Below are 272 nucleotides of genomic sequence, written 5' to 3' on the forward strand. Positions count from 1 at the left end.
AGGGAACTGCCAGGCATCAAATAAAAGCGGAAGGCCCGGTCGAAAGACCGGGCCTTTTGTTTTATCTGTGGTCTGTCGGTGAGGGCTCTCCTGAGGAGGACAAATCCGCCGGGAGCGGATTTGAACGTTGCGCCGCAACGGCCCGGAGGGTGGCGGGCAGGACGCCCGCCATAAACTGCCAGGCATCAAATAAAGTGAAGAAGCCCATCCTGCCGGATGGGCTTTTTTGCGTCTGTGGTGAACACAGCCGTTGTGACCTGGATGTAGGCCTG

Annotated in this window: 1 protein-coding gene; it reads right to left on the bottom strand. The window is 58.1% G+C overall.

The genetic code is table 11. The annotated features are described in order from the left end of the window. Window positions 1-61 precede the first annotated feature (61 nt). The coding region (locus tag OGV69_RS00025; protein WP_286468968.1) for a hypothetical protein at window positions 62-272 on the bottom strand (211 nt) is incomplete at its 5' end.

This window comes from Citrobacter sp. Cc139 (genome assembly GCF_030334645.1).
Taxonomy (GTDB): domain Bacteria; phylum Pseudomonadota; class Gammaproteobacteria; order Enterobacterales; family Enterobacteriaceae; genus Citrobacter; species Citrobacter werkmanii.